At 62.3% G+C, this 3,956-nt stretch carries 5 protein-coding genes; 4 read left to right on the top strand and 1 reads right to left on the bottom strand.

Annotated features, from left to right (window positions below; all coding sequences use genetic code 11):
• The first annotated feature begins 103 nt into the window (after positions 1-103).
• From F8N49_RS26210 to F8N49_RS26225, 4 genes are all read left to right on the top strand, one after another.
• Positions 104-1,249, top strand: coding sequence for a serine hydrolase domain-containing protein (locus tag F8N49_RS26210; protein ID WP_151553167.1), 1,146 nt, complete (start codon positions 104-106; stop codon positions 1,247-1,249).
• Positions 1,250-1,362: 113 nt separating this feature from the next.
• Positions 1,363-2,466: an OmpA family protein gene (locus F8N49_RS26215; protein WP_071174601.1), complete on the top strand. Its 1,104-nt coding sequence runs from the start codon at positions 1,363-1,365 to the stop codon at positions 2,464-2,466.
• A gap of 24 nt (positions 2,467-2,490) precedes the next feature.
• Positions 2,491-3,138, top strand: coding sequence for a pyridoxamine 5'-phosphate oxidase (gene pdxH, locus F8N49_RS26220; protein WP_076566258.1), 648 nt, complete (start codon positions 2,491-2,493; stop codon positions 3,136-3,138).
• A gap of 180 nt (positions 3,139-3,318) precedes the next feature.
• A complete protein-coding gene (locus F8N49_RS26225; RefSeq protein ID WP_016771369.1) occupies positions 3,319-3,783 on the top strand; it encodes a glycine zipper 2TM domain-containing protein in 465 nt (154 codons plus the stop codon).
• A gap of 73 nt (positions 3,784-3,856) precedes the next feature.
• Here the strand turns inward: F8N49_RS26225 and F8N49_RS28405 are convergent, their stop codons facing one another.
• Positions 3,857-3,955: a hypothetical protein gene (locus F8N49_RS28405; RefSeq protein ID WP_306106543.1), complete on the bottom strand. Its 99-nt coding sequence runs from the start codon at positions 3,953-3,955 to the stop codon at positions 3,857-3,859.
• Position 3,956: the final 1 nt, after the last annotated feature.

Below are 3,956 nucleotides of genomic sequence, written 5' to 3' on the forward strand. Positions count from 1 at the left end.
ACAAATTGCCGATCAACCGTCTGGCCCGCGCCTGTTCCCAAATCCCTCAAGGGCTGGAACAATGCGGGCCACTTTGTAGAGCGTTTTCGCGGGGGAGTTGCGGGTGCAGATTCAGGGACATTACGAGCTTCAATTCGAAGCGGTGCGCGAGGCTTTCGCCGCACTGTTCGACGATCCCCAGGAACGCGGCGCAGCCCTGTGCATCAAGGTCGGTGGAGAAACCGTCCTCGACCTCTGGTCCGGTACCGCCGACAAGGACGGCAGCGAAGCCTGGCACAGCGACACCATCGCCAACCTGTTCTCCTGCACCAAGACCTTCACCGCCGTTACCGCACTGCAACTGGTCGCTGAAGGCAAGTTGCAACTCGACGCCCCGGTTGCACGCTACTGGCCGGAATTCGCCGCCGCCGGCAAAGAATCCGTCACCCTGCGCCAATTGCTCTGCCATCAGGCCGGCTTGCCGGCCCTGCGCGAACTGCTCGCGCCTGAAGCCCTTTACGACTGGCAAACCATGGTCGACGCCCTCGCCGCCGAAGCACCATGGTGGACGCCGGGCACCGGTCACGGTTATGCCGCGATTACCTACGGTTGGCTGGTCGGCGAATTGCTGCGCCGCGCCGACGGTCGTGGGCCGGGCGAGTCGATCGTCGCTCGGGTCGCCAAACCCTTGGGCCTGGATTTCCATGTGGGCCTGGCCGACGAAGAATTTCATCGCGTGGCGCACATCGCCCGTGGCAAGGGCAACGCCGGCGACGCTGCGGCGCAGCGCCTGCTGCAAGTGACCATGCGCGAGCCGACGGCCATGACCACCCGTGCCTTCACCAATCCGCCCTCAGTGCTGACCAGCACCAACAAGCCGGAATGGCGCCGCCTGCAGCAACCGGCGGCCAACGGCCACGGCAACGCGCGCAGTCTCGCCGGGTTCTATGCCGGCCTGCTGGACGGCAGCCTGCTCGAGAGCGAAATGCTCGAAGAGCTGACCCGCGAGCACAGCCTTGGCGATGACAAGACTTTGCTCACGCGCACCCGTTTCGGCCTCGGCTGCATGCTCGATCAACCGGACGTGCCCAACGCCACCTACGGCCTCGGCCCACGCGCGTTCGGCCATCCCGGGGCGGGCGGCTCGATCGGTTTTGCTGATCCGGAGCACGATGTGGCTTTCGGTTTCGTGACAAATACCTTGGGGCCTTACGTTTTGATGGATCCGCGCGCGCAAAAGCTGGCGCGGGTGCTTGCCACTTGTCTGTAAAGCTTCAACAGAGGTTCCAGGGTCGGAACCTCGAAGGGATTTTCGTTTCAAAACGGCTGTTTATCCGGGCGAAAGTGCTCTGATTTTTCATTACTTCATTTTGTGGATTTTCAATGTCATCTAAAAAGACCCTCGCCCTGGCCCTGTGTGTAGCGATCACCGGTTGCGCACAGAACCCGAAAAACGATGCAGATGGCGGCAGTTGGTGGCCGTTCGGTTCTTCCGACAAAGTCGCGGCCAAAGATCCGGCCCCGGCTCCGGCTCCTTTGAAACCTGCGGCGACTGCGCCAGTGGCCAAGGCTGAGAGCAGCAACCCGTGGTACTGGCCGTTCGGTTCCAGCGATGAAGCGGTCAAGGCTGATCTGAAAGCCGAGGTCAAACCCGAAGCCAAACCGGTCGAGGTGGCCAAAGCCGAGGCGCAGTCCAATGGCAAATGGTGGTGGCCGTTCGGCGGCAAGGACCAGCCAACTGCCAAAGCCGTGCCGATGCCGGATCCGAAGGTCACTCAAGCCTGGCTCGACGACTACGAGCCGCGTCTGCGTGAAGCGGTGAAGGACAGCAATCTGCAACTCGAGCGTCGCGACAACGTACTGGTGGTGACGGCGCCGGTCGAAGGCTCGTTCAACCCGGACCGCCCGGCGATGCTGCTGCCGGTCACCCTTGGCCCGTTCACTCGCGTAGCGAAAATCCTTGAAGCCGACCCGAAAACCGCAGTGCTGGTGCTCGGTCACAGCGATACCAGCGGTGCTGCGCCGGCCAACGTCAAACTGAGCCAGGAGCGTGCGCAATCGGTGGCGGCGATCTTCCGCCTCAGCGGCTTGCAACGTGATCGCCTGATGCTGCGCGGCATGGGTTCCGAAGCGCCGCGTGCGGCCAACGACAGCGTTGAAGGCCGTGCCTTGAACCGTCGTGTCGAACTTCTGGTGACTCCGCAAAACACCATGGTTGCGCTGCTGAGCAAATACAACATGCCGGCGCCGAAGCCGGTGACGATGGTTGCTGCGCAAGACGTCAAGCCAGTGGCCAAACCGGTTACCCCGGCGCCTGCGGCGAAAAAAGCCGCTGTGCCGGCAGCGAAAAAGGCGCCAGCCAAGAAAACCGCCGCCAAGGCTCCGGCGAAGAAGGCCCCGGCCAAGGCTCCAGCGAAAAAGACTGCACCAGCCAAAGCCGCCGCGACCGACAAGAAAGTCGCCGCAGCCGACGCTGCCAAGAAGTGATCCGCTAACGAAAAGGAATCCGCCATGACCCAGGCTCTGGCCGATATGCGTCGCGACTACACCCGTGACGGTTTGACCGAGGCGCAAGCCCCGGCCGAGCCGTTTGCGCTGTTTCACCAGTGGTTCGCCGATGCGGTGAAAACCGAGCAGGCGCCGGTAGAAGCCAATGCCATGACCCTGGCCACGGTTGATGCCGACGGTCGTCCGCATTGCCGCATTCTGTTGCTCAAGGGCCTGGACGAGCAGGGCTTCACCTTCTTCACCAACTACGACAGCGCCAAGGGCCAGCATCTGGCGGCCAACCCGTTTGCCGCCATGACCTTCTTCTGGCCAACCCTGGAGCGCCAGGTGCGCATCGAAGGGCGGGTGGTCAAGGTCACGCCGCAAGAGTCCGACGCGTATTATCAGGTGCGTCCGCTGGGTAGCCGCCTCGGCGCCTGGGCCTCGCCGCAGAGCCGGGTCATCAACGGTCGTGGCGAACTGGAGGATTTGCTCAAGGCCACCGAGCAACGCTTCAGCGACAGCCAGCCGCACTGCCCGGAACATTGGGGTGGTTACCGCTTGTTGCCCGAGCGTATCGAGTTCTGGCAGGGCAGGCCGAGCCGCCTGCACGATCGCCTCAACTACCGCCTCCAGGGCACCGAGTGGATTCTGGAACGACTGGCACCCTGAGCAGTCTACCGAGCGAGATAAACGCGGATGGCGCAGGATCGCTGATTTGACGCTACCTTGAGTGGACGCTCGCGGGCATCTGTACCAGGCCTGAATGGAAGCCAATTTTATCCGGATGGTGTCGTGACAGGCGCCAGGCCACGGGGTTTAATGAACACATGTTCTTTTGGAGTTGATGCTATGCGTAAGTCTGTTCTGCTGGTTGCTTCCTTTTCGACGATGGCGATGTTGCTGACCGGCTGCCAATCGAGCCTCACCGGCGACTCCTACTCCCGTGACGAAGCGCGTCGTGTACAGACGATTCGCATGGGCACCATCGAATCCCTGCGCCCGGTAAAAATCGAAGGCACCAAGACCCCGATCGGCGGCGCAGCAGGCGCAGTGGTCGGCGGCGTCGGCGGTAGCGCCATCGGCGGCGGCAAGGGCAGCATCGTTGCTGCGGTCATCGGCGCAGTGGCCGGCGGCCTGCTTGGCTCGGCCACCGAAGAAGGCCTGACCCGCACCCAGGGCGTGGAAATCACCGTCCGCGAAGACGACGGCAGCATGCGCGCCTATGTGCAGCAGGTTCAGGAAAATGAAGTATTCCGCGTTGGCGAGCGGGTACGGATCTCCACCGTTGGCGGAACCAGCCGCGTTTCGCACTAAGCGGGAAGCTGGGCAAATGAAAACCCCGATCAGGTGACTGGTCGGGGTTTTTCTTTGTTTGTGAATTGTTCATTCAGTATGTGGCGCAGGTGCCCATGAAGTATTCGAGGCCCTTTGGAAAACTGACGTTGAGCAGGGTTTCCAGTGCGGTTACCTGATCCTGAGTCAACAAC

This window comes from Pseudomonas sp. GXM4, assembly GCF_008923895.1.
GTDB classification, from domain to species: domain Bacteria; phylum Pseudomonadota; class Gammaproteobacteria; order Pseudomonadales; family Pseudomonadaceae; genus Aquipseudomonas; species Aquipseudomonas atacamensis.